This window comes from Amycolatopsis sp. NBC_01480, assembly GCF_036227205.1.
Lineage (GTDB): Bacteria > Actinomycetota > Actinomycetes > Mycobacteriales > Pseudonocardiaceae > Amycolatopsis.
On the sequence record NZ_CP109442.1, the window covers coordinates 5,712,097 to 5,737,121 of the forward strand.

Genomic DNA, 25,025 nt, shown 5'->3' on the forward strand with positions numbered 1-25,025 from the left:
TCCTCGGAATTCTCCTCAAGAAGTTGTGACGTCCGGCCGTGATCGGGTCAGGCGCCGGGCCGCCTCCACGACGCAGGCCCGCCTCCGGGCCCGCTCGTCCGGGTCGTCGGCCTCCGCACCGGTCAGCATGGTGGCGAGTTGCGGGACGCTGAACCACCATGCAGCGAGTCCGATGATCAGGAACATGAGGTGGCCGGCGTCGATGCCGCTGTCGATGGTCCCGTCGCGTTGGGCCCGGGCGGTGGCGGCGACCTTGCGGCGGTAGTGCTCGACGCGGACGGAGGCGTTGACCGGTGGCGCGCCGCGCAGGCCTTCCCACTGCAGCAGGCGCGCCAGTTCGGGGTGCCGGCCGTAGTAGTCGAAGGTGCGTCCGGCGACGTCGCCCATGTCGCCGAAGCTCGGGCCGTCCGGTGCGACGACGCGGGAGAGTTCTTCCAGGGCTTCGGTGAGCACTTCGTCGAAGAGGGCGTCCTTGTCGCCGAAGTAGGCGTACAGCCGTTCCTTGTTGACGCCGGCGCGGGCGGCGATGCGGGTCACGGTGGTGCCGTCGGACCCGTGCTCGGCGAACTCGACCAGCGCGGCTTCCCGGAGCAGGCGGCGCGTGTCGTCGACGGTTCGCTTCATGCGTGAAGGCTAGCACCGACGCCAACGTTGCCGTTGGTGGAAGCGGAGTGCTACGTTCGGAATATGCAACGCCAACGTTGGCGTTGGTCGTGAGCGGAGACTTCTGATGAGCTTGACCGAGGCGACGGCGTACACCGACCGGGACGGAATCGTGGACGCGGTCACCCGGCTCGTCGAGGGAATCGACTTCGGCGACGAGGAACTGCTGAGGTCCGCCTTCACCGAGGACGCGGTGTTCGACCTCGGCGGCATCGACCACAGCATCCACGTTTTCGAGCCCTACGTCGGCCGCGAGCAGGTTGTCGAGACGCTGATGCGGACCGTGGGCACGGCGATGGACACCTTCCACGCCCTGTCCAACATCCGGGTGTGGGTGGCGGGCGACACCGCCAAACTGACCTGCTACCTGATCGGCCAGCACCACCGGACCGGCGAGGGACCCTCGGTCGACTTCCAGGACCACCTCCTGCTGGGCAACCGGTTCGAGACCGACCTGGTCCGCGACCACGACCACGTGTGGCTGGTCCGGCGCAACCGGATCAGCTCGCGCTGGTCGGTGGGCAACCCCGCCGCCGGCAAGATCCCCGTCGAGCACTGACTGTCGAACCCGCGTCGAGAACACAACCGAAAGTGGAGGACTGGACATGCGTGCGATCGGCCTGACCGAGTTCGGCGGCCCCGAGGTGTTGCGGGTGATCGACCTGCCCGATCCCGTTCCGGGCCCCGGCGAGGTGCGTATCCGCGTGCACGCCGCCGCGGTCAACCCCACCGACACCGTGCTGCGCGCCGGCGTTGTGAAGGCCTGGTTCGACGGCCGCCCCGGGCCCTACGTGCCGGGTATGGACGCCGCCGGCGTGGTCGACGCGATCGGCCCGGACACGGACACCTCGCTCCGGCTCGGGGATCCGGTGGTCGCGATCCTGCAGGCCTACGGTCCGCGCGGTGGCGCCTACGCCGAACTCGTCGTCGCGCCCGCGGAATCAGTGGTCTCGATACCGCCCGGCGCGGACTTCCCCGCCGCGTCCACACTGCTGATGAACGCCCTGACTGCCCGGCTCGCGCTGGATCTGGTGGCCGTACCGGCCGGCGGCACCGTCGCGGTGACCGGAGCGGCCGGCGCCTTCGGGGGGTATGCGGTGCAGCTGGCCAAGACCGAGGGATTGCGGGTGTTCGCGGACGCCTCGGAGGCCGATGTCGAGCTGGTGAAGGAATTGGGCGCGGACGAGGTGGTGCCGAGGGGCGCCGACCTCGCCGGCCGGTTCCGCGCGCTCGCGCCGGACGGGGTGGATGCGGTGCTCGACGGGGCGGCGCTGGACGGGCTGATCGTCGCGGCGGTCCGGGACGGTGGCGGGTTGGCCGTCGTCCGCGGCTGGGACGGCCCGGTCGACCGCGGTATCAGGCTGCACAAGGTCTTCGTCACCGAGGTGGCGACCGACCACGCCCGCCTGCTTCGGCTGCGGGAGCAGGCCGGCGCGGGCGAGCTGACCCTGCGGGTGGCCGACGTGCTGCCGGCCGACCAAGCCGCAGAAGCCCACAGTCGGCTGGCCGAGGGTGGCGTTCGCGGCCGTCTCGTCCTGGATTTTGCCGCCTTCTAACGGATCGTATGGCTCGTGCGTCAGGTGTTCAGGTGACGCCTCTGACAGGGCGAGACAACATCTCGCCGGAATCTTGCTTCGGTGGGCGAGTGGTTGTAGACAGACTGGGCTTGATTGAAACGTTTTGATCGCGCGTTCCCGCACGACGACGCTGACGGGTGAGACGATGCCGTCGAACAACAGCTCAGGGATGTCCCGACGCCGGGTCCTGGGCGCCGGAGCCGGTGTCGGTGCCGGCGTCGCGCTCGGAGCCCTGTTCCCCGGGGTGGCGAAAGGCGAGGCGGCCGCGACCGTCGGCACCGAGCCGATACGCGCCATCGAGCCGCGGACCGAGTTCGCCCGGAACCCACTGGGAATCGACGCGGTGAAGCCGCGGCTGAGCTGGTGGCTCGCCGGAGGCGGCCGCGGAGTGCGGCAGAGTGCCTACCAGATCCTGGTCGCGAGTTCGCCCGACCGCCTGACGGACAAGCGGGCCGACATGTGGAACAGCGGACGTGTTCCCTCGAGCGAGTCGGTGAACATCGAGTACGCGGGCCGGCCCCCGGCCGCGCGAACCCTGTGCCACTGGACGGTGCGGGTCTGGGACGCTGCCGGCGAACCCTCCGCGTGGAGCGCACCGAACCAGTGGGAGATGGGTCTCCTCGACCCGGCCGACTGGCTCGGTACGTGGATCGGCGCCGCCGCCGGCCCGGCGGAGCTGACCTTGGACATGGCGCGGTGGATCTGGTTCCCCGAAGGGGATCCTGCGGCCGGGCTGCCCCCGATGGAGCGTTACTTCCGGCGGTCGTTCGACATTCCCGCGGATCGCCGGGTGAAGCGCGCCAGGATACTGCTGACCGCGGATGACCGTTTCGTCTTGTGGGCCAACGGCGTGAAGCAGGCCGAGACCGCAGCGGACGGGCAGTGGCGGGACGGCCGCGTCGTGGATCTGACCGCGGCACTCGGAACGGGTGGCAACGTCCTGGCGATCACAGCCATCAATACGTCCGCGTCCCCGGCCGGGCTCATCGCTCGCCTTGCCGTCGAGTACGAATCGGGTCCACCGTCGATCCTGGACAGCGGCGGCGAATTCCGGGTGAGCGAACAGGCGCCGGACGGCTGGCAGGGTCCGGCGTTCGACGACAGCGCCTGGGTCCGGGCCCGGGAGGTCGCCTTGTACGGCGGAGGGCCGTGGGGCCGCGGAGTCTCCGAGGCGGAGGTCGTGACGCCCGCGCCGTTGCTGTGCCGCGAATTCACGGTGCGCGACAACGTCCGCCGGGCAAGGCTGTACGTGGCCGGGGTCGGCTACCACGAGCTGGAACTCAACGGACTCAAGGTGGGCGACCACGTGCTCGACCCCGCGCCCACCGACTACGACGAACGCGTTCTGTCCGTGACGCACGACGTGACCACTATGCTCCACAAAGGACAGAACGCCGTCGGGGCCGAACTGGGCCGGGGTTTCTTCGGCGAGAAGGTCTCGACCGCATGGGACTGGACCACCGCAACCTGGCACGGCGAGCCGCGGTTGCTCGCCCAGCTGGAGATCGAGTACGCGGACGGTACCCGGGACACCGTGGCGACCGATCCGCAGTGGTGTTACGCAGGGGGTCCGACCCAGTCGGATTCGATCTACGCCGGCGAGACCTACGACGCACGGCTCGCACGGCCGGGCTGGTCGACGCCGGGGCACGACCGGCGCGACTGGCCGGCTGCTGCGGAGCTGGCCGCGCCGGCCGGCCGGGTGGTCGCTCAGCGGGGCCATCCGATCCAGGTGGTCGAGACGGTTGCGCCTGTCGCGATCACCGAGCCGATACCCGGTACCTACGTGTTCGACCTGGGCCGGACGCTCGGTGGTTGGGCGGAGCTGCGTGTGCAAGGGCCGCCTGGAACACGGTTGGCGCTGCAGTATTCGCAGCAGCTGCACGACGACGGGACCGCCGATGCCGATCAGACCTATGTGCAAGGCGGGCGTTTCCAGCGCGACGAGTACGTTCTCGGCGGCAGCGGGACGGAGACCTGGCGGCCGCGCTTTAGCCACAAGAGCTTCCGCTACGTCCAGGTGACCGGTCTGCCCGCAAAGCCCGCGAAGGACTTTTTGCGAGGGCAAGAGGTGCGTACGGCGGCTCCGGTGACCAGCAGTTTCTCCTGCTCGAACGAGCTCTACAACCGCATCCACGGGTTGGTCGTCCGCAGCACCGGCCACCATCTGCTCGGCATCCCCGCGGTCGACGTCATGTACGAGAAGATCGGCTGGACCGCCGACGGGCACCTCAACCTGCCGTCCGTCGCGCTGAACTTCCGTGCCCAGGCCTTTCTGGCCAAATGGCTGGATGACCTGGGCGACAGCCAGCGGCCGGACGGCCTGATGCCGGTGATCGCCCCCAGCGGGGGATGGGGGTACGACTGGCGGGCACCGGAGTGGACCGCGGCTTACCCGATCGTGATGTGGGAGGTCTACCAGCGCTTCGGCGACCGCCGGACACTCGACGCGCACTACGCGCGAGTTCGGCGATATGTCGACTGGAGCATGGCTCAGCTGGACCGTGACGGCTTGGCGGTCAGCAGCCTCGGTGACTGGCTCGCCCCGGGTGGGACCCAGCCACCGGAGGACAGGCGGCTCAGCGCGACGGCGTATCTGTGCCGCACGTTGCAGATCGTCGTCGACGCGGCGACCACGCTGGGCTTCGACGCCGACGTGCGGTCGTATTCCCAGCTGCTGAACGCGGTTCGGGACCGGTTCAACGCCGCGTTCCTCGATCGGGAACGGGGCAGCTACCGCACCTCGACGGACGACGGCTACCGCCAGACCTCGAACCTGCTCCCGCTCGCCTTCGGTCTCGCGCCGGCGGACCTGATCGAACAGGTCGTCGCCGGCCTCGTCGCCGACGTGCGTGCGCGCGGCCAGCACCTCAACACCGGTGCGCTCGGCACCGCCCTGCTGCTTCCCCTGCTGACCCAGCACGGTCACGTCGATGTCGCGCATGCCGTCGCGAGCCGGCGCACCTACCCGAGCTGGGGTTACTGGCTCGACAACGGTGCCGACACCCTGTGGGAGACCTGGGAGCTGCACAACGAGGGGCAGGGCCGGCCGCCTTCGCACGACCACTACCTGTTCGGCTCGATTGATCGGTGGTTCTTCGAGCACCTCGCGGGCATCACCGCGGCCGAACCCGGATACCGGCACATCCGGATCCAGCCCAGTGTCACCGGGTTGGCACACGCCGCTGCCCGGATCGAGACCGTGCGCGGCGTGGTGGGTGTCGAGTGGCGCCACGACGGGGGAACTCTGGTGCTGCGGGTCGAGGTGCCCGCCAACACGACCGCGGATGTCCACGTGCCCGGAGCGCGGGCGGACGGCACGCTCGAAGGTGCCCGGCCGACCGGTGGACCACCGGATGTCACGCCGCTCGGCGACGGCGTGTTCCGCGTCGGCGCCGGGAACCACCGGTTCACCAGCCGGATCGCCTAGGTGCCCCGGAGCACGACCTCCTACCCGGCAACGACCCCAGGACAGGTGAGGGTGGCAATGGGCGACTCAACGGACCACGGCCCGCAAAGCGGCGTGACCCGGCGGTCCGTGCTCGGCGGGATGGCCGGAGCGGGGATCCTGGCGATGACCGAGGCGGGCGGGGCGGCCGCGGCCGCCGGCATCGGGCCGGGCGGGGGACCGGGCGCCGATCCGGCGCCTGAGCTGACCGGGAACCTGTTCGCCGCGCCGCCGAGCACGACCCGGCCGAAGTACCGGTGGTGGATGCCGTTGGCCTACACCGACGACGCGGAACTGGCCGCGGAGCTGGCGCAGATGCGTGAGGCGGGTGCGGGTGGCGCGGAGGTCGCGGCGTTCGGTGTCGCGGGCAGTGGCAACGACCAGAACCCGTTCCTGGAGCAGTACGGCTTCGGCACGCCGAAGTGGACATAGAAGGTCCAGACCATGCTCGCCGCCGCCGAGCGTGAAGGCCTCGGCCTCGACCTGACCATCGGCCCGCGCTGGCCGGCCACCGTCTCGACGGTGACCGACGTCAACGACCCGGCCGTGTCCAAGATGCTGGTCTTCGCGCACGAGTTCCACCCGGGAGGCTCGTCACGTTCCGGGCCGTTGCCCACCAACTACGACCGCACTCCGCCGCAGGACGCTGACACCACACTGGTCGCCGCGCTGGTGGCCCGGTGCACCACGCCCGGCACCAGTGATTCCTCGCCGCTGCCCTGGCTGCTGGTCCGCTCCACGGTGCTCGACGTCACCGCCGAAGTCACCGGCGAAGATGCCCTTTCGGTCACGTTCCCGGGCGGCGAGAACGACACCTACGCACTGATCGTCTTCCGTTACGCCCCCACGGGCCAAGCCCTCTCCGGTTTCACGCCCACCGGGGCGAACTACGCGCTGGACATCCTCAGCGCGGCCGGAACCAACGCCATCACCGGCTTCTACGACACGAAGATCCTCACTCCGGCGGTTCGCGACCTGCTGCGGCGATCCGGGCGCAGCGACCTGTTCGAGGACTCGCTCGAGCTGGGGGAAACCCAGAAATGGACCGGCGATTTCACCGAAGAATGGACCGCGCGCCGCGGATACTCGCCCCTGACGGTCCTGCCCGCTCTCGCCGGGGCGGGCCAGCACGGGATGAACACCGACAGCGAGCAGTTCTTCGACTTCGACGACGGCAGCGGTTCGCGCGTCCGCCACGACTACCGGCAGACCCACAGCGACCTCTACATCGCCCGCCACCTCGACGGCCTGCGGCGTTGGGCGAGCATCCGGTCGCTCCGCACCCGGATCCAGCCCTACGGCGCGCCGATCGACACCGCCGAGGCGGCGTCGCACATCGACGTGCCGGAAGGGGAAACCCTCGCCTTCGGCGCCAACACCACCGATTACAGCAACATCGAGGACCACAAGGTGGTCGCTTCGGGAGCCCACCTTTCCGGAGTTCCGGTGATTTCGAGCGAAGCCTGCGCTTTCGAGAGGACGGTGTGGGCGACGACCGCCGGCGGCGACCGAACACCGACTTCCGCGCTGCGCGCCATCTACCTGGGCTTCGCCGGCGGGGTCACCCAGGTGGTCTGGCACGGCTTCCCCTACCTCACCGCGGGGCCGCCCGGGTCGGGCTCCCAAAGCCGGTGGCCGGGCATGAGCTACGGCGGCAACACCGACTTCTCCGAGGCCTGGGGGCCCAAGGGCGGACCTAACTGGGCCGACTACCGGTTCGTCAACGACGCCCTCGCCCGAGTTCAGCTCACCATGCGCCAGGGTGTGGCCCGGTTCGACTGCGCGGTGTTCCGGCACGACTTCGGGATGAACGGGACGTGGACCACCGGCGTCGGCGGAGACACGCTGCTTCGCTCCACCTCCGAGCTGGCAGCGGCCGGGTACACCTACGAGTACCTCGCTCCGGCCCACATCATGCGCAAAGACGCGACCGTGAGCGACCGCGTCCTGTTCCGCGACAGCGGTGGTTACCGTGCCCTGATCCTGCGCAAGCAGTCGACCATGAGTGTGGCGGCGGCCAAGACGGTGCTGAGCTTCGCCCGCGACGGACTACCCGTTCTGGTGGTGGGCGACCCGCCGTCCCAGGTCCCCGGCTTCGACCCCGCCGGGGTGCTGGACAAGCAGCTGGCCGATGTCGTCAGCCGGCTGATGGCACAGCCGACGACCCGATCGGTCAACGAGGACGAAGACTTACCCGCTGCGCTGCAGGCCTTCTCCATCGAACCGGCTGCCGCGCCCATCGGCGGAACCGGTCCACTGCTGTCGCTGCGCCGCCACACCCCGTCAGTGGACTACTACCTGCTGATCAACCCCACCGGTGTGCCCGTCCGGCAGCTGATGCGGCTCGCCGGTCGCGGTAAGCCCTACCTGATGGACGCTTGGACGGGCGAGATCACGCCGGCATCCGGCGCCCGCCCCGGCAACGGCGCGGCCGTCGTGCCGGTCGAGCTCGGTGCCGGAGACATCACCGTCGTCGCGGTCACGGCTCGCGACGACCACACCTTCAGCCGGTCCGCGCCCTGGTCCGTCCCCTCGATGCTGGCGGCCGCCGCCGGCGGCGGGAATCCGGAACCGTTGCACCTCGGCGCCTGGACGCTGACGGTGGAGAGCTGGACTCCCGGTCCCAGCGGGCAGCCCGGCGATACCGCCCGAACCCGGCTCGGCGCCGTCACGGTCGCGAGCGGCGACGACGGCACACTGCCCGCCTGGACGTCGATCACCAGGGAAAAGGGTTATCCGGAGGACCTGGCCGACGTTTCGGGGATCGGGACCTACACCGCGGACATCACCCTGGGAGACGTCTGGCACGGAGTGAAATCCGCGTACCTGGACGTCGGTGCGGTCGTGGACACCGTTCGCGTGGCGGTCAACGGCCGTGATCTGCCGCCGGTCAACCAGCTTGACCGGCGGCACATCGAAGTCGGCCCGTACCTCCGCCCCGGCCGTAACACTGTCTCGATCCGAGTCGCGTCCACCTTGCTCAACGCGGTCCGGGTCGCACCGGGCACCGACGCCTCCGGGCGCCCGCGGATGGACTACGGACTGATCGGGCCCGTCACCCTCACCCCGCGTGCGAGCCGCAACCCGATCCTCACCGCGGAAGCACTGCAACGGCTGGTCCCGCTGGCCAGGGGCGGGTACAACGAGGTCGCGGTCACCGTCACGAACGGGTCGCCGCGTTCGTGCGCGGTGACGATCGCTGCCTCCGCGGCGGGTGGCATCACCGCGTTTCCGGAGCCCGCGCGGGTGACCCTGGCCGGCGGTGAGTCCACTGTGGTCACTGTCAAGGTGCGCAATGCCGGTCTCGAATCCGGTACGAGCTTGCTCACGGTCGTCGCGGGCGTGGACAACGGGCCGGCCGCCACGACCACGTCCACGCTGGCCCACTCGCGTAACCTCGCGCAGAATCCTTACGGGACGGTGCTGCCTCGGCTGTACGGGTCCGCGAGCCAGGACTTCTATCCGCCCTTCAGAGCGGTGGACGGCAAAGAGGACACGTTCTGGGTTTCCCGGGGGAGAGCGACCGGACAGGGGCCGACCAGGGAACGCCCCGTCGACTTCACCGTCGACTTCGGTGACAAGGTCCAGGTCGGCACGGTCAGCGTGAGCAGCGGGCCGCAGGCCGACTACGGACCGCGCGACTTCGACGTGGACGCTTCCGGCGATGGCCGGAACTGGACCACCGTCCGCAGCGTGACCAACGCGCCGCGCGGCACGTCGACAACGACGTTTCCCCCGGTACAGGCGCGGTTCCTGCGGTTGCGGATCACGGCCACCCTGGATCCACTGCGGCGCAACGTGCAGATAGCCGAACTCGTGGCTACTCCTTGACTGTCGGCACCGAGGCGCGCGTTGAGCCGTGGGGTGCCCGGGACGGGGCCGGGACTCGCTTCGACTGGCCTCAACCGGCGAGTACGGCGACGGCGACCGCGTATCCGCCGAGGGTGATCGCACCGTCCGGGTTCCGCTCGTCCCGGATCGGCCCCCCGGCGGACCGCTGGTCCACGATCCTGACCCGTCCTCCGCGCAGTCCGTCGAGGCTGACCTCGACCGGCGCGTTGGTCTTGTTGATCACCAGCACCTTGCGGCGCCCGTGATCCTTCATCGCGAGTGCGTAGAGGCTGCCGGAGGACGGCTGGCCCGGGATCTCGACGAGGCGGCAGCCCGGCTTGACCTCGTCGAGGATCAGTTCCAGCACGCGGTACCGGGCGTTGGGCGTGCCGGTCGTCCAGTCCAGCATCGAGACCGACGGGAACTGGCCGGGATGGCCGACCAGCTGGCTTTCGCCGATGATGTCGATGCCCATGAGCGCGAGGCGGGCGAACACGTAGGCGTAGATGCCGCCGGAGAAGTTCCAGTACGCGTCCGGGATGGGCGCCGGATCGGTCTGGGTGGACGACGCCGGGAGGATTGTGCCGAGCTCGTTGACGGTCGTGCGGACCGTGGGTGCGAGTGCCTTGCGGATCTCTTCGATCTGTCCGACGGTCGCGAGGAATCCGTCCGCCTGCGCGAATCCGTCGGGTCCGTACTGGTCTGCGGTGTCGGCGGTGTTCGGCTGGGCGTAGAAGTGGTAGCTGATCAGGTCCAGCGGAATGCCCGGCCGGTGGTTCTTCGGGTCGAGGAAGTGCCGGTAGTAGTCCAGGCTCGCGGCGTTGCCGAGCGCCAGCCCGACGAACTTCGTGTGCGGTGACACTTCGTGGATCGCGGTGACGATCGCGTCGTACAGCGTCGTGTAGTCCTGCGGGCTGATGGCGTGCTCGAAGTCGATCTCGTTGAGCACTTCCCAGTACGGCAGTGGGTAGTGGTGGTGTGAGGCGTGGAAGACGCCGTACTCGTCGGTGAATCCGCCGGCGGTGTACCAGGAGACCAGGCGCTTGTAGTAGTCGGCCACGACGCCGGGCGAGACCGCGAGCCGATTGCCTTGCGAGTAGCCGAATGCCGCCTCGTCCGGATCGGCCGGATAGGCGGTGGGGGCGGCCCAGCGAGACAGATCGCGTGAGAAGTCGTCGGTGAGCAGCGTCGCGCCGGTAGCCGCCGTCACGGCGACGTTGTCGAAGGTGGCCGACTCCGTGCCGTACTCGCGGAAGCCGACCGTCCCCGAGGCGAAGGTGCTGTCGTGCACGGTCAGGACCTCGGTGCCGTTCACCGTGACGGCGAGGTCGGCACCGGCCGCTGTCGTCCGCACCTGGTAGGTCCGGCCGGGCTCGACCGCGAAGGGCAGCGCGGTGGGCTGGACACTGGCGACCTGGCCGCCTTTGAACAGGACGAAGACGATGTACCCCGGGGCTGCCGGTGAGCCGTAAGGGTAGTTCGACAGGAGGAAGCCGTAGCCGTTGCCGGTGTCCTGCATCCGGACGAGCCATCCCGCCTGCGCGTAGGACAGCCCGTTCTGCGAGCCCGTGCCCAGGGGCGTGACGTCGACGGCGAAGGTGTAGTCGGTCCAGTCCGTCCCGCTCGCCGCGAGGCCGTTGCCGCCGCCGATCACGCGCAACGCGCCGCCCTGGAGCGCCCACGCGGTGGGCAGCCACATCCATTCCGGGATCGTGCTGAAGTTGAGCATCGGCGACCGGCCCCTGGTGGCGTTCTCGAAGTCCTCGACGAGCGGGTCGAGGAGCGAGAAGTCCCAGCTCGTACGGCCGCCGGCCGGCGGCTCCAGCTCGGCGACCCCGAGCTTCGGGTAGGGGTACCAGGGCACGAAGCGCACGTAGTCGGTGTCTAGGCTCCGCAGCGCGCTGTAGACGCGGTCATGGATCGGCGACTCCCGCCGGATCTTGGGGTTCACCACGACCTGGAGCGTCGGCGTCGATCTGGACACCCTGCTCGGGCCGTTCCAGTCGATCGGCACGGACGCGCCGGTACCCGCCGCGTTCGCGGGTGTGGCGCCCAGAAGCGGCAGCCCGGCGGCGGCGAACCCCGCGACGCCGAGGGATTTCAAGGCGGTCCGGCGGTCGATCGATGCCGGCTCGGCTGGTGTGCGGATCGGGCGGTTCATAACAGCTCCTGTCGGAATCGGGCCTGGGCCCGGCGATCACTGTGCCTACGCACGGTGGTCTTCGATCGCGCCCGAGACCGAGCGGAAGTCGTTGCCGTAGCGCGGGAAGAGGCGGTGTCCGGCAGTGGGCGGGCGCCGCGGTACGCCGGCCACTCGAGGCGCCTTCCCGTCGTCGAAGGCGGCGTGGCCCAATCGCCTCGGCCGGTCGGAGTTTGCTGAACGACCCGTCCCGCACAGCCTGGACAGCGCCGGATCGCCGGGGGTGCCCTGCCGCGGACGAACGCCGGATCTGTCCGTCAGGTCGCTTTTCACGCTTGATCATCACCTCGGTGTGATGTTCTTCCACAGTGGACGGGCTGCGCCGCGACGCACCTCCGGGATCCGGGGTGCCGACACGCCGACCCTGGGGATTGCGCAGCCCTCGAGCATTGGTTGAATCGTTTCATATCGACGCAGTGACGAGAGTATGCGCTACAGGTGCGAGCGTCCAGGGCTCGAGCCGAAATATCTGCCCCGCTCCTTCGCGGGACAGGTTGCCCTCGTTGCCCTCGGGCGCGCCGGTCAACGGCCGCACGGACTACTCCGCCGAGACCGGCGTCTCCGGCACCGGGACGCAGTTGTCCTACGCCTTGCCGCTCGTGTTCGGGCTCGTCCCGGCGGGCCGTGAGCAGTCCACAGTGGACCGGCTGGTCGCCGACGTCGCGGCGCACCAGAACCACGTGACGACCGGGTTCGTCGGCACCACGCTGGTGTTCCAGGCGCTCGGCAAGTACCAGCGCAACGACGTCGCGCTCGCCATCGCGCAGCGCACCGACTGCCCGAGCTTCGGCTACATGGTGAACCAGGGCCCGGGGACCATCTGGGAGAAGTGGGACAACTCCTCGGCGTCGGACGGCACGTCGTCGAAGGACCACATCGGCCTCGGCGGCGCGATCGGCCAGTGGTTCCAGCAGCAGCTCGCCGGGGTCCAGCCCGGCAGCCCCGGCTGGCGCGAGTTCACGCTCGCCCCGGCCGTCGCCGGGAACCTCGCCCACGTGACGGCGCAGCAGCAGACCGTGCGGGGCAACGTGGTGAGTTCTTGGCAGCGCGACGGCAGCACGCTCACCTACCACGCGACGGTTCCGGTCGGCGCGAAGGCGACGATCCGGCTGCCGCTGCTCGGCGGGAAGCAGTCGTCGGTGCGGGAGAACGGGCGGACGGTCTTCGCCGACGGCCACGCCGCCCAGCCCGACCCCGGCCTGACGGTCGGCCGCGCCGACGACGAGACGCTCACCCTGACCGCCGGTTCGGGCGACTACACGTTCACCGTGACGCCGCCGCGCACGCCGTTCACCCGGCTCGCGCTCACCACGGGCACACCCCCGGCCATCACCGCGGGCGGCAGCGGTGACATCCCGGTGGTCGTCGAAGGACGGTCCACTGTGGCCGGTCAGGCGACGCTCGGGGCCCAGGTCCCGGCGGGCTGGACCGTGACGGCCACCCCGGCCGCGATTCCGTTGACCCCGGCCACGTCCGAGACGCCGGGCAGCGTGCGGATCACCGTGCCCGCCGGGGTGAAGAGCGGACTGTACCCGGTGACGCTGACCGTGAAGGCACCTCTCGGGGGAGAGGCGAAGACGACCGTGAACGTGCCCGTGTTCGGCAGCTGGGCGAGCGGCACGACGGCCGCGGCGTCGAGTGAGCACGCGCCGAACGTCGTCAACGGCGCGACTCGTACCTATGTGGCGTCGAATGCGATCGATCACGATCTCGCGACGTTCTGGAACGACGACACCGACGGCCGGTACCCCCGGACACGGTGACCGTCACCGCGCCCGCCGCGACCACGCTGACCGGTGTCGGATTGGCGTCCCACCCGGACGGTGTCCCGACCGACTTCACCGCGCAGACCTGAGACGGCGCCCAGTGGGCCGAGCAGGTGCACGTCACCGGCAACACGGCGGTCTACCAGTGGATCCTGTTCCCGGCGTCGGTGACCACGACCCAGGTGCGGATCGTCGTCGCGGCCGCACAGAACAATTTTTCGAGGATCGCGGATCAGCCTTGGGCCGCGTCGATCAGGCCTGTTTTGCTCGTGTGCCGGCGATCAGCTCGAGCAGGTGCGCGTTCTGGGCCAGGTAGTGATAGTCGGCGGGGCGTACGGTCGTCGCGGACCAGGCTGCGAAGTAGGCGTCGGCGGCGGTGTCCGGTGCGTAGGTGCCGCGGGCCGCGGCGACAGCCGCGGCGTGCGCGACAGCGCCGGATGCCGCGGCGGTGCGCGCGGCGGTGGCGGCCTGTTCCGCGATGTTCGCGGCGGCAAAGCCTTTCGCGACATTGTGGATCTCGGCGTACGCGGTCGTGAGGGCGGCAGCCGCGTCGATGGCGTCCGCGGCGAGGTTGGCCGCGTGGGCGGCTCCCGCCGCGGCGGCCGTCCATGACGCCGCATCCCCGTCGGCGGCCTGGGACGCCGCCATGGCCGCGGCTATGAGGCGTCCGGTGTCGGGGCCGGTAGCCGGATCGGCGATGACCGCGCCGGCCGCCTGGCGTCCTTCCCGGAGGTCGTCTTCCCCGAGCGCGCCGTCGAGAAAGCCTTCCGTGACCTCGATGCACTGGCGGATCCGGGCGTCCACCGGGTGTCGTTGCTCGAGGTAGCCGAAACTGCGTTTCGCGCAGCCGACGGCGAAGTGTCGCAGAACGTCGGGCGGGATCTCTTCGACGAGCCTCATCTCGCGTGCGGCGAACTTGGTTCCCTGGTGGGAGGTTTCGCCTCTGGCTTCCGCTGCGAACCAGCGCTGTCCGTAGACGTTGCGGACGGAGTCTCGCGGGGTCGGCGCGGCGTGCAGGCCGTGGGCGCAGCAGACGATGGTCCCGCTCACCTCGTTCCATTCCCCGATGCGCCAGGACAGGTTGCCGTTCGCCGAGGTCAAATCGTCCCTGACGAACCGGTAGCACTCGATGATCGACATTGTTTCCTCCGGCGGGTACGCGGTGTGCCGCACTCTCACCGTACAGCGTATCGCGAGTTCGTACGCTGTATCGCCAGACCGTCATGGCTTCGCTAGACTCACCCAGTGCCCGCGCCGCGTCGTCCCGCCCAGCCCCGAAGCGAGCCACTCTGGGTTCGCGAGTCCCAGCAGGAGTCGAAGTCTCGGCCGCTGACCCGCGAGCGGATCGTCCGAGCGGCGATGGCCGTCGCCGATGACGAAGGCCTCGACGCCGTCTCCATCCGCCGGATCGCCGGCGAACTGCAAGCCCGCCCGATGAGCCTCTACACCCACATCGGCAGCAAGGACGACCTGCTCGAGCTCATGCACGACGCCGCGGTCGAAGAAACGCTCATGGGCGATGTCCCCGCCGACTGGCGCGAGGCCTTGCGGATGCGCGCGCGATACAACCGGGCCGCCGCCCTGCGTCACCCCTGGCTCCTGGCCACCCGGGACGCCGGATGCCCGATCGGCCCGGCCTCGCTCAAGCGCCTGGACGAATCCGCGGCCGCGGTCCGCGGGCTCGACGCCGACAGTGCCGTGCGTCGGGCACTCGTCCTCGCGGTCGACACCTTCACGTTCGGCCACGTGCAGGCCCAGCTGTCCGGGGGGATCCGCCGCCGGACCGCGGACGAGGTGAACGCCGCACGCCGCAAGGTCACCACGGAGTACGTCCAGACCCGGATCGATGCCGGCGAGCTTCCCCATCTCGCCGGCACCGGCGTCTCCGAGCTGCTGTACGACGATGATGCCGAGGCGAGCTTCGAACTCGGTCTCGAATGGCTGTTGGCCGGGGCGGCCGCGTCGCTCTCCTGACCAGCCCGGAACTCGTAAGGTCCGGATCCGACCTGGTACCTCGCATAGCCGTTCCGCGTGTCCGCCACGTCGCGCCGACCGGCGCGGCCACCCGGTCGTCGGCGGCTTGTCGCTCCAGCCGTAGCCGGGCAACGAGGGCGCGACCACGTGGAAGGCGTCCGCCGGGTCGCCGCCGTGCGCGTGCGGGCCGGTCAGTGGGCCGAGGATCTCCAGGAATTCGAGTACCGAGCCCGGCCGGCCGTGCCTGAGCATCAGCGGGAACGCGTCCGGTTCCGGGGAGCGGACGTGCAGGAAGTGGATGCCCAGCCCGTCGACGGTGTCACGGCTTCGGTTACTCATTCTCACACTTGAGGTCTGGGTCTCGAACCTTTCGGTGAATGGTTCGTGGTGCCGGTCAGGGGACCGAATGCCGCGAGGGACAGCGCCTCGTGGAGGCCGGTGATCCAGTCGTCGACCGGTTTGTCCGGGGCCATGCGCACGAACGCGAGAGCCATCGCCGCGAAGAGCGCGAACAGGGACAGCCGCCGCTGCTGCTCGGCGTCGGCGTCCGGGGGTGTGATGCGCCGGGCGAGCTCGCCGATGTCGCGGCCCATCGACTGGGTTCCGACGCCCAGCAGGTCGGGTTCGCTCAGGATGAGCGCGCGGCGGCGTGCCTCGAGATCGCGGTCCTGCCGGGTCATTTCCCGGGCCGCGGCGGCCGCGGACTCCGACACCGCCGCGAGCGGATCCAGCGCGGCGGTGGCGGGATCGAGGTGGTGCACCAGGCGCTGGAGAAACGGGTCATGCCAGAAGATCCCCGCTTTACTGCCGAAGGTGCGGAACACGGTGCGTTCCGCGACGCCGGAGCGTTGCGCGATGTCGGCCATGGAGACCGCGGAGTAACCCACCTGCTCGGAAAGCTCCAGGGCCGCCAAGCGCACGGCGGCCTCCTTGCGGGCCGCGTTCGCCGCCCGCCGCCCCAGCATCTCGTTTGTCTCCACGTCGCCAGCCTAGCAAAGTTGGCAGTTTCTGCCACAATCGGCTACGGTCGAAAGGTGGCAGAAACTGCCAACTTTGGAGGGAGCAGGATGAAGAAGCTGACCCGGCGGCAGGTCCTCGCCCGGGCCGCGGGCATCGGCGGAGTCGTTGTCGCCGCGGCCGGCACGGGTGGCTATCTCGGTTTCCTGACGCCGTCAGGCGACGTCGCGGACTACGCCGAGCACCTCGTCGACGACCAGCGGGCGCTGCAGCCCGGGGAAGTGCGCGTCACCTTCCTCGGCACGACCACGCTGCTGGTCGACGACGGGACGACGCAGCTGCTCTTCGACGCCTTCATCACCGACATTTCGCTCAGCACAGCCATTTTCGGCAAGCTGCGGACGGACCCGGCGAAGGTCGAGGCGACGCTCGACCGGGTCGGCGCCGACCGGATCAAGGGCATCTTCGTCTCGCACTCCCACTACGACCACGCCCTCGACGCGGCCTACATCGCCCGGCGCGCGAACGCGACGTTGCACGGCTCTCCGTCCACTCTCAACATCGGCCGCGGCGGCGACGTCCCCGAGGCACAGCTGCGGGCCTACGAGGTCGGGCGGCCGGTGAAGATCGGCGACTTCGCCGTCACGGTGCTGGCGTCGAAGCATTCCCCCGGCACCAAGGGCGGCGACGGCACCCCGATCACGCAGCCGCTGCGCCAGCCCGCCGATGCCGGCGACTATCTCGAAGGCGGCTCGTTCGACTTCCTCGTCGAGTACGGCACGCATTCGCTGCTGGTGAAGGCATCCGCGGGGTACCTGCCGGGCGCGCTCGACAATGTCCGGGCGGACGCGATGTTCTGCGGCACGGCGGGAAGCGTGGGCAAGGATGCGGCGTTCCGGAGCGAGTTCTACGCGCAGACCGTCGCGAAAGTGCGGCCGATGCTGTTCGTTCCGTTGCACTGGAACGACTTCTTCACGCCGGTGACCGGTCATCTCACGACGAACATGAAGGCGATCGACGACGTCGCGGCCGGCTGGGACTACCTCATCGACCAGCTCGGCCGCACGCATGCGGAGTTCGCGCCGATGGAGGGGTACAGCAGCGTCATCCTGTTCGGCCCGACCGGCCGGGCGGCGTAAGGCTCGGAGAAGTCTTGCCGGCTCGGCGACGGGACGTCAGCCGGCGTGCTCGTCGCGGTGGTCGTAGGCGTCGTGGGCGGCGAGAACCTCCGGCAGGTGCTGCACCGACCACTCCGTGAGCGCCTTCAGCGGCACCCGCAGGGTTTCGCCCAGCGGAGTCAGCCCGTACTCCACGCGCACCGGCACCGCCGGGTAGACCGTCCGCCGGACCAGGCCGTCGCGCTCGAGGGCGCGCAGTGTTTGGGTGAGCATCTTCTCGCTCACGCCCGACAGCCGGTTGCGCAGCTGGGTGAACCGGCACGGCCCCTCCTTGCCGAGCTCACCCAGCACCAGGATCGACCACTTGTCGCCGATCCGGTCGAGCAGATCCCGTGACGGGCAGCCGCGCGCATACGGATCCCACGACGTTGTCGTCCTGGTCACAGCGTTGTCGGTCGTCACCGCATCCACCTCTTTCCTTTCCGGCGGGTGGCTACCTTACCAAAAGGTGGCTACTTCCCGACGGTAAGCCACGGCGTCATGGTGGAGCCGTGCCGCGGATGGGCCGCGGCGGAAAAGAGGATCGCCCGTGTCCATCGTCGTCACCGGAGCCACCGGCCAGCTGGGCCGGCTCACCGTCGAAGCGTTGCTGCGCCGCGGGATTCCCGCCGCACGGATCGTCGCGACCGGCCGGGACCTCACGCCGCTCAAGGACCTCGCCGACCGCGACGTCGTGGTGCGCCGGGCCGACTTCGCCGACCCGGACAGCCTCGAGTCGGCCTTCGCCGGAGCCGAAAAGCTGCTCCTGATCTCGGCCTCGGCCCCGGTGGACGAACGCGTCGCCCACCACCGGCGTGCCATCGACGCCGCGCGGGCCGCCGGCGTGTCCCTGGTGGTGTACACGAGCATGGCGCACGCCGACACGGCCACCACGATCCTCGCCGCCACCCATCGCGCCACCGAGGAGTACCTGCGGGAGCGCGACATCCCCAGCGTGCTGCTGCGCAACAGCTGGTACCTCGAGAACTACACCGCCTCCCTGCCCTCGGTCGTCCGGCACGGCGCGGTCATCGGGGCCGCGGGCGACGGAAGGGTCAGTGCCGCGACCCGGGCCGACTACGCCGAGGCCGCGGCCGCCGTGCTGAGCACCGAAGGCCACGCCGGCGCGGTGTACGAGCTGGGCGGCGACAACGCGTTCACCCTCACCGAGCTCGCCGCGACGATCTCGGCCGCCACCGGGAAACCGATCGCCTACAACGATCTTCCGGCAGACCAGCTCGTCGAGGCGCTGCTCGGCGCGGGGCTGCCCGCCGAGCTGGCGAACGTCCTCGCCGACGCCGACCTGGGCCTGGGGCGCGGTGAGCTGTTCACCGGGTCCCGCGACCTGAGCCGCCTGATCGAGCGTCCGACCACGTCCCTGGCCGACGTGGTCGCCGACGCACTGCGCTGACCCCGGCCACCCTTCCCCGCACCAGAACGGAAAACCCACGATGTCCACTCGCACCGCGCTGCTCACCCTCACCACCACGGCGGCCGCACTGGTCGCCCTCGCCGCGCCCGCCACCGCCCACGAAGGCAGGGCACACCCGGTCACCATCAACGGCACCGACGCCTTTCCCGAAAGCGTCGCGGCCGACCGCCGGTACGTCTACACCACCAGCATCGGCGACGGCACCGTCTACCGCGGACGCACCGGGGCGAAGACCCTCGACCCGTTCCTGCCCGCCGGTCAGGACGGCCGCACCCAGGCCACCGGGATCAAGATCACCGGCGACCGCCTCCTGGTCGCCGGCGCCTTCACCGGTCGGTTCTACACCTACACCGCCACCGGGAAACTCGTTTCCGCTTACACCGTCCCGGAAACGGGCGAACCGACCCTCGTCAACGACGCCGCCGTCACACCCCGCGGAGACGTCTACATCACCGACTCCTTCCGCGCCGTCGTCTACCGGATCCCGGCCGCCGAGGTACACGCCCCCGCCACCGGCACCCACCGGACCCTGCAGGTGGCCTACCACCTGCCGGACTACACCGCCGGCCAGTCCAACGGCAACGGCATCGTCGCCACCCCCGACGGCAAGTCACTGATCATCGGCTACTGGTACAGCGGCGCGCTCTACCGGATCACCCTCGCCACCGGCGAACTCCGCAAGATCGACGCACCGGCCCTGCCCAGCGCCGACGGCATCGCGCTGCGCGGAAACACCCTCTACATCGCCCGCTCGGTCGACAACAAGGTCGACACCGTGCGGCTCTCCGCCGACGCCACCCGGGCCACCGTCGTCTCCGAACGCACCTACCCGGGCGCCGACACCACGACCGGCGTCGCGGTCAGCGGGGACCGGCTGCTGGTGACCAATTCCCAGATGGACACCTACCTGTACGGCACCCCGCTGACCAGCCCGGTGTTCACCCTCGAAAGCCTGCCGCTCCGATGAGGACGGTGCCGGTCTGCAGCGAGCGGTTGAGGCGTGCTCGGCGCCAGGTCAGACCCGCGGCAGGCCGGTCGACCGTGGCGACGCCTGCTTCGGTGGTGTAGCTGTCCGGTGTGAAGCCACGCCGAGGCTCAGAGCAGCAGTCTGCCGCCGTCGACGGTGACAATGCTTCCGGTCGCGTACTCCTGCTCCATCAAGTGGACGTAGCTGCGCGCGACATCGGCGGTCTCGCCGACGCGGCCGACCGGCAACGCCTCGCCGGTCGAGTGGAACATTTCCGCGCGCACCTCCTTCGGGTATTCGCGCCACATTTCGGTGCGCACCATGCCGGGCCGCACCACGTTGACCCGGATCGGCGCCAGCTCCACCGCCAGTGCCCGGCCCAATGCTTCCATGGCGCCCAGTGCGCTGGACGCCGCCGCCCAGCCAGGCCCAGGACGCTGGGAGGAGCCACCGCTGGAGAGCACGATCGAGCCGCCGGGCCGGATGTGCGGGGCGGCGTACTTGACCGAGGCGTAAGCACCCCAGAAGCGGGTTTCGAAGAACTGCCGCACTGCGCTGATCTCGGTGGCCAGCACCGGGGCCGGTGTCATCGGCTCACCGGCGGTGTACACCAGGTGGTCGATCGGGCCGATCCGATCGAACAGGGCCTTGACCCCACCCTCGTCTCGCACGTCGACGGTCTCACCCTGGGCACCGGCCGGCAGCTCGGCGAGCACCTCGGTCACCTTGGCCTGCCGGCTGGACACCACCACGACCTCCCCGCCGGCCGCAACCGTCGCGTGCGCGGTGGCCAACCCCAAGCCGGCCGTGCCGCCGATCAACACGACACGTTTACCCTGCAGAGGTGCCTCTGACATTTCATTGACCTTTCGAATAAGACGTCACTGAACGGTCGAACGTGCACCGAATCTGTCGTTACACGGTCGCTGCCTCAGCGTGTGGACTCAGAAACTCCAACAAGCAGGCGATCCCCCGCTGTTCCCACGGCAGCATCGAAGATTTGAGGGCTGGTCATCCACTATTCGAATGCTGCCCACAGGTCACCCGGTTGTCACCGGTGAGATGGTCGCGGCCGCGAGTCCTCCGCGGCGAGCTGGATTCGGATGTCCTCGGGTACGTGTACGCCGCGGGTTCGCACGTCCTCGACGAACCGGTCGGTGAGCGGTTCCGACTTGGCGGGCCGCAGTGCGACCAATTGCCTGAACCATCGCGGCGAGAACGATCTGACGGCTCCGGGAAATCCGGGGCTGACCGCGCTGATCGGTGATACCGCAACGCCGAGGCCGGCGGCCGCGAGCTGCGGCGCCGCGGTGGTCACCGACGTTCTCATCACCGGCTCCGGGCGCACTCCGGCCTCGGCCAGCGATCGGTCAAGCCACGCACTGAGACCGTTGTCCGGTGCGAAGTGCACGAGCGGGGCGCCGTCGAGATCCGCCACCCGCATGGTCGGCTGCTCGGCCAGGCGGTGACCGGTCGGTGCCGTCAGCACGATCTCTTCCTCGGCCACCGTGATGGCCGTGGCCGCCATGCGGTCGGGCACGGGAGCGGGTGCCAGGACAAGGTCGACCTCTCCGGAGTCGAGTAATCCGACCAGCTCGGCCATCTTGGCGGATTCCCGCAGGGTGATCAGCACCTCCGGGTGACGTTCGTGCCACCCTCGGATGATCGGTGCCACCAGTGGCACGCACAGGCTCTGCGCACAAGCCAGCCGCAGCGTCCCGCCGGCCGCCTCTCCGGTCGCGCGGGCGGACCTGACCGCGGCTGCGGCGGCGGTGACCGCTCGCCTGGCGTCCTCGACAGCGGCCCGCCCCGCAGGCGTCAATATGACGCCGCGACGCTCGCGACGCACAAGGAGCGTCCGGGTCTCACGTTCCAGCATGGCGAGCTGATGGGAGACGGCGGGCTGCGACGAGTGCAGCAGCCGCGCGGCCTGCCGCGGTTCTGGGTAAGGAGAAGTGTTCGATGTCGACGCCCGCGCGGAAGCTGGGTGGCAGAAGGAGCCGGTGGAGATGACGTGTCCGGCTCGCGGCGCCTCGGCGTTTGCCGATGAGCTAGTACTGCGACGGCACTCGGGTGGCGTGAAGTAGATCATCCTGGTGGTGGTCGATGCGGCGGTGGATCAGCTGGTCGCAGGTTTGGAGCGGAAGAACGGACAACCGTCGAACCGGATCGCCCACCGGCCGCTCGCCTCGAACCGGCACGGCTCTGCGACCTGCAGGTCGAGCACGGCGAGGACCTTGGACCACGCCTGCGTCAGCGCTCGGTCGTGGCCGAGTAACGACGTCAGACCCGTCGATATTCGACGGCTGAGCTCTTGACGATCGAAAGTCGAACTTGTACGTTCCGAAAGTCGACCTAACGCGCCGATATTCGGACGACAGGAGATCGATATGACGGACGACATCGACGTGCAGACCGTGGACGTGTTCGAAGCGATGGGCTCGGCCATGACGATGCGCTGGCTGACCGAGGAGCCGGTCCCGGACGAGGTGATCCGTAAATTGATCTGGGCCGGGACCCGGGCGTCGACCCCGGAGAACTCCCAGCTCTGGGACTTCATCGTGGTCACATCACCGGAACAGCGTGCGCGTCTGCACGAGACCATCATTCCCGACATCTCGGCGCTCGACGGCGTCAAGGCTCGGACGGCGGGCGTCACCGACCCGGTGAAGCGCCGCATGTACGACGGTGGATCGCACCTGCTCACCACCCTTCGAGACGCGCCGGTGCTCATCTTCATCTGCGCATCGTCCTGGGTTCCCGGCGACCCGAAGGAAGATCGCTACCAGTTCGCCGCCGTCTACGGGGCCGCGCAGAACATGCTCGTGGCCGGACGGGCGATGGGCCTGGGGGTCGCTCCGACCGGCATACACACGCTCAACACGAGGGGCGTCCGAGCGGTGCTCGGCGTGCCGGACCACAAGATCATCGGCGTGACCATGGCGGTGGGGTGGGCAGCCCGCCCGTTCGGCCCGCTCAAGCGGAAGCCGATCGAGGACGTCATGCACTTCGAGACCTGGTGACCGGCGTTCACCGACCGAGAGGAACAGACATGCCTCAAACGATGCAGACGTGCACGATGGCCGGCCGCGACGTCACCCGCGTCGGCTTCGGCGCGATGCAGCTGGGGGAGCTGCCGGGGCGGCCGACCGTCGACCGCGACACCGCGATCGACGTGGTGCGCACCGCCGTCGAACTGGGCGTGAACCACATCGACACGGCCGCCTTCTACGGCCCCGGCACGGCGAACGAGGTGATCCGAGAGGCGCTGACGCCGTACGGCGACGACCTCGTGATCGTCTCGAAGGTCGGCGCCGTGCACAACGGCGAGGGCAGGGACCTCGCGCAGCGGCCCGAACAGCTGCGCGAGCAGGTGGAAGACAACCTGCTCGGCCTCGGTGTCGACCAGGTCGACGTGGTCAACATCCGGAGCGTCCAGCACGGCCTCACCGGCGGCTTCGCCATCCCGGACGACCAGATCGTCGATGTGGACGACCAGCTGGCCGAGCTCATCGCGCTCCGCGACGAGGGCAAGATCGGCGCGATCGGCCTCAGCTCCGTCGACTCCGACACGCTCCGCCGCGCGCTGCCCGCCGGGATCGTGTGCGTCCAGAACTTCTATAACCTCCTCCACCGAGCCGACCACCCGGTGCTCGAGCTCTGCCGCGAGAACGGAATCGCCTGGGTGCCGTTCTTCCCGCTCGGCTCGGCCACACCCGGGAGCCGGAACGTCCTGGCCGAACCCGCTGTGCTCGACATCGCCGCCCGGCTTGACGTCACACCCGCCCAGGTCGGACTCGCGTGGCTGCTCGCGCACGATCCCTCCACGCTGCTCATCCCCGGCACCGCCAGTGTCGACCATCTCCGGGACAACGTGGCGTCGGCTTTCGTCGAACTCGACGATTCGGCGATGGCCGTCCTCGACGGTCTTGTCCCGGCCGCGCAGCCTCAGGCAGGCGCGTCATCGTCGTAATCGGAATTCGGAAAGGATGATCGGTTCATGGCGACCGTGCAGCTTCGCCGTTATCAGGTCAAGTCGGACGAGCTGGAAAACTTCGTCAAGCATTGGGATTTGATTATCCCCTTGCGGCAACAGTATGGGTTCGACGTGCTCTTCGCCTTCGTGGACCGATCCACGAACCAGTTCGTGTGGGCAGTCAGTCACGAAGGGGACAGCGACGAGTTCGATGTCGCCGAGAAACGTTTGATGGATTCTCCTGAAGCTGCCGCTGTAAGGGCGGAGCACCAAGCCACGGATACCTCCGGCCGGCTTCCTGTGGAACTTCTTGATGACATGTTCATCGTCAAGGTCGACGTCATGCACCAAATCTGGTGACTGACCGACTCGAGCACGCCCCTCGAGGGCGGGGGCCGTCGCGATCGAACGAAAGGAGACAAAAGACATGGGAACTCTTCCGTGGCGAAGGGTCTTGCTCGGCGAGGTCGAGACGGGGATATCGAAGTTCGAAATCGCGGAGATCGATTCCACGGACCCGAACGGTTTCGGTGCCGGGTTCATCTGGGGCTACGACGAGGCCCCGACCTTGCCCTATTATCCGGATGAGCCATACCGGGTTCGCAGTGTGCTGGCCAACCCTGGCGGACTGCGCGTGTTCGGCGCGCACTTCCCCCCGCTGTCACACTTGGCCGAGATGAAGTGGTCGCCGGCGGCCCCGGATCAGAAGAAGCTCATCGATGCGCAGCCCAGCGGGATCCATTGGTATGACGGACCCGGCTTTGGGTGTTTTCATTCTCACGACAGTATTGCCATCGATACGGTTGTCAGCGGAACGATCGCGCTCGAGGCGTCCGATGGAACCCGCGAAATCCTGAAGCAGGGTGACGTGGCCGTCTTTTGTGGTTCGAACCACAGGTGGCAAGTGATCTCCGAGGAGCCGTGCACCATAGTCGTCACGGAATTCCATGTGACTCGCCGCCAGGGCGAGGAGCCGTCCGGAACGATGGAAGACGTGCGGAAGCGTATCGCCGCGCTGGCAAACGTATCAAAGCCCCGGCACGAACACTGACACAATTCAGTTCATCGAGGTTTGCC

The 25,025-nt window shown here is 69.2% G+C and carries 21 protein-coding genes and 1 pseudogene; 14 read left to right on the forward strand and 8 right to left on the reverse strand.

Translation table 11 applies throughout. The features are described 5' to 3' along the window. Positions 1-15: 15 nt before the first annotated feature. Positions 16-624 carry a TetR/AcrR family transcriptional regulator gene (locus OG371_RS27370; RefSeq protein ID WP_329058075.1) on the reverse strand — a complete coding sequence of 203 codons (609 nt, stop codon included), beginning with the start codon at positions 622-624 and terminating at the stop codon, positions 16-18. Between the two features lie 106 nt (positions 625-730). Between OG371_RS27370 and OG371_RS27375 the strand changes: the two genes are divergently transcribed. The 5 genes from OG371_RS27375 (at position 731) to OG371_RS27395 (ending at position 9,519) form a co-directional block, all read left to right on the forward strand. Beyond that, positions 731-1,222 (forward strand): nuclear transport factor 2 family protein, encoded by a 492-nt coding sequence (locus tag OG371_RS27375; RefSeq protein WP_329058076.1) that lies wholly within the window; start codon positions 731-733, stop codon positions 1,220-1,222. A 46-nt stretch (positions 1,223-1,268) separates the two neighbouring features. Further along, positions 1,269-2,219, forward strand: a complete 951-nt coding sequence (locus OG371_RS27380; RefSeq protein WP_329058077.1) for an NADP-dependent oxidoreductase — start codon at positions 1,269-1,271, stop codon at positions 2,217-2,219. A 190-nt stretch (positions 2,220-2,409) separates the two neighbouring features. After that, positions 2,410-5,670: a family 78 glycoside hydrolase catalytic domain gene (locus tag OG371_RS27385; protein ID WP_329058078.1), complete on the forward strand. Its 3,261-nt coding sequence runs from the start codon at positions 2,410-2,412 to the stop codon at positions 5,668-5,670. 57 nt (positions 5,671-5,727) lie between these two features. Beyond that, positions 5,728-6,120 carry a hypothetical protein gene (locus tag OG371_RS27390; protein WP_329058080.1) on the forward strand — a complete coding sequence of 131 codons (393 nt, stop codon included), beginning with the start codon at positions 5,728-5,730 and terminating at the stop codon, positions 6,118-6,120. A gap of 12 nt (positions 6,121-6,132) precedes the next feature. Beyond that, positions 6,133-9,519: a glycosyl hydrolase gene (locus tag OG371_RS27395; RefSeq protein WP_329058081.1), complete on the forward strand. Its 3,387-nt coding sequence runs from the start codon at positions 6,133-6,135 to the stop codon at positions 9,517-9,519. A 70-nt stretch (positions 9,520-9,589) separates the two neighbouring features. Here OG371_RS27395 and OG371_RS27400 read toward each other — a convergent pair whose 3' ends face one another. Next, positions 9,590-11,680, reverse strand: a complete 2,091-nt coding sequence (locus OG371_RS27400; protein WP_329058082.1) for a hypothetical protein — start codon at positions 11,678-11,680, stop codon at positions 9,590-9,592. Between the two features lie 542 nt (positions 11,681-12,222). On the opposite strand from OG371_RS27400, the gene OG371_RS27405 reads away from it, so the two are divergent. Then, positions 12,223-13,482, forward strand: coding sequence for an alpha-L-rhamnosidase-related protein (locus tag OG371_RS27405; RefSeq protein ID WP_329058083.1), 1,260 nt, complete (start codon positions 12,223-12,225; stop codon positions 13,480-13,482). 255 nt (positions 13,483-13,737) lie between these two features. On the opposite strand, the gene OG371_RS27410 is transcribed toward OG371_RS27405, so the two are convergent. Beyond that, entirely contained in the window at positions 13,738-14,625 is an 888-nt protein-coding gene (locus OG371_RS27410; protein ID WP_329058084.1) for a DUF7666 domain-containing protein, read from the reverse strand. 105 nt (positions 14,626-14,730) lie between these two features. Here OG371_RS27410 and OG371_RS27415 point away from each other — a divergent pair, with 105 nt between their 5' ends. Then, positions 14,731-15,459: a TetR/AcrR family transcriptional regulator gene (locus OG371_RS27415; RefSeq protein ID WP_329058085.1), complete on the forward strand. Its 729-nt coding sequence runs from the start codon at positions 14,731-14,733 to the stop codon at positions 15,457-15,459. Positions 15,460-15,546: 87 nt separating this feature from the next. On the opposite strand, the pseudogene OG371_RS27420 reads toward OG371_RS27415, so the two are convergent. Next, positions 15,547-15,783 (reverse strand): annotated as a pseudogene (locus tag OG371_RS27420) (epoxide hydrolase N-terminal domain-containing protein); the annotation flags it as partial. A gap of 17 nt (positions 15,784-15,800) precedes the next feature. Next, complete coding sequence (locus OG371_RS27425) at positions 15,801-16,424, reverse strand: TetR/AcrR family transcriptional regulator (protein WP_329058086.1); 624 nt, start codon at positions 16,422-16,424, stop codon at positions 15,801-15,803. A 102-nt stretch (positions 16,425-16,526) separates the two neighbouring features. Here OG371_RS27425 and OG371_RS27430 point away from each other — a divergent pair, with 102 nt between their 5' ends. Then, positions 16,527-17,555, forward strand: a complete 1,029-nt coding sequence (locus tag OG371_RS27430) for an MBL fold metallo-hydrolase (protein ID WP_329058087.1) — start codon at positions 16,527-16,529, stop codon at positions 17,553-17,555. A gap of 36 nt (positions 17,556-17,591) precedes the next feature. Here OG371_RS27430 and OG371_RS27435 read toward each other — a convergent pair whose 3' ends face one another. Next, positions 17,592-17,996, reverse strand: a complete 405-nt coding sequence (locus tag OG371_RS27435; RefSeq protein WP_329058088.1) for a winged helix-turn-helix transcriptional regulator — start codon at positions 17,994-17,996, stop codon at positions 17,592-17,594. Positions 17,997-18,123: 127 nt separating this feature from the next. Between OG371_RS27435 and OG371_RS27440 the strand changes: the two genes are divergently transcribed. Then, complete coding sequence (locus tag OG371_RS27440; protein ID WP_329058089.1) at positions 18,124-18,984, forward strand: SDR family oxidoreductase; 861 nt, start codon at positions 18,124-18,126, stop codon at positions 18,982-18,984. A gap of 40 nt (positions 18,985-19,024) precedes the next feature. Then, positions 19,025-19,972 (forward strand): SMP-30/gluconolactonase/LRE family protein, encoded by a 948-nt coding sequence (locus OG371_RS27445; protein ID WP_329058090.1) that lies wholly within the window; start codon positions 19,025-19,027, stop codon positions 19,970-19,972. Positions 19,973-20,100: 128 nt separating this feature from the next. Here OG371_RS27445 and OG371_RS27450 read toward each other — a convergent pair whose 3' ends face one another. Both OG371_RS27450 and OG371_RS27455 read right to left on the reverse strand, forming a co-directional pair. Further along, positions 20,101-20,829: an SDR family oxidoreductase gene (locus tag OG371_RS27450; RefSeq protein ID WP_329058091.1), complete on the reverse strand. Its 729-nt coding sequence runs from the start codon at positions 20,827-20,829 to the stop codon at positions 20,101-20,103. 194 nt (positions 20,830-21,023) lie between these two features. Beyond that, positions 21,024-22,064 (reverse strand): LysR family transcriptional regulator, encoded by a 1,041-nt coding sequence (locus OG371_RS27455; protein WP_329058092.1) that lies wholly within the window; start codon positions 22,062-22,064, stop codon positions 21,024-21,026. A gap of 298 nt (positions 22,065-22,362) precedes the next feature. Here OG371_RS27455 and OG371_RS27460 point away from each other — a divergent pair, with 298 nt between their 5' ends. The 4 genes from OG371_RS27460 to OG371_RS27475 all read left to right on the forward strand — a co-directional run bounded on the left by OG371_RS27460 (position 22,363) and on the right by OG371_RS27475 (position 24,999). Beyond that, positions 22,363-22,995 carry a nitroreductase family protein gene (locus OG371_RS27460; RefSeq protein ID WP_329058093.1) on the forward strand — a complete coding sequence of 211 codons (633 nt, stop codon included), beginning with the start codon at positions 22,363-22,365 and terminating at the stop codon, positions 22,993-22,995. A 29-nt stretch (positions 22,996-23,024) separates the two neighbouring features. After that, positions 23,025-23,945 (forward strand): aldo/keto reductase, encoded by a 921-nt coding sequence (locus OG371_RS27465; protein WP_329058094.1) that lies wholly within the window; start codon positions 23,025-23,027, stop codon positions 23,943-23,945. A gap of 27 nt (positions 23,946-23,972) precedes the next feature. Beyond that, positions 23,973-24,308: a hypothetical protein gene (locus tag OG371_RS27470; protein ID WP_329058095.1), complete on the forward strand. Its 336-nt coding sequence runs from the start codon at positions 23,973-23,975 to the stop codon at positions 24,306-24,308. Between the two features lie 67 nt (positions 24,309-24,375). Beyond that, on the forward strand, positions 24,376-24,999 hold the full coding sequence (locus OG371_RS27475) for a hypothetical protein (RefSeq protein WP_329058096.1): 624 nt from the start codon (positions 24,376-24,378) through the stop codon (positions 24,997-24,999). Positions 25,000-25,025 lie beyond the last annotated feature (26 nt).